The organism is Photobacterium sp. DNB22_13_2, assembly GCF_052873915.1.
The window spans coordinates 1-208 of record NZ_JBNNXU010000332.1 but is presented as its reverse complement, the minus strand read 5'-3'; the positions used below and the strand labels follow the sequence as shown (position 1 = coordinate 208).

The 208-nt window shown below is 52.4% G+C and carries 1 tRNA gene; it reads left to right on the top strand.

What is annotated here, in order from left to right:
* Nucleotides 1-134 precede the first annotated feature (134 nt).
* Nucleotides 135-208, top strand: a tRNA-Pro gene (locus ACVA58_RS28840).

The window sequence follows — 208 nt, the reverse complement described above, 5'->3', positions numbered from 1 at the left end:
AATAGCGCAGCTTGGTAGCGCATCTGGTTTGGGACCAGAGGGTCGGGGGTTCGAATCCCTCTTCACCGACCACTCTTTAATCTGTTGGGTGTAGACCGGGCAGAATCATCTGATAAGATGTAAAACATATATGTCGGTGAATAGCGCAGCTTGGTAGCGCATCTGGTTTGGGACCAGAGGGTCGGGGGTTCGAATCCCTCTTCACCGA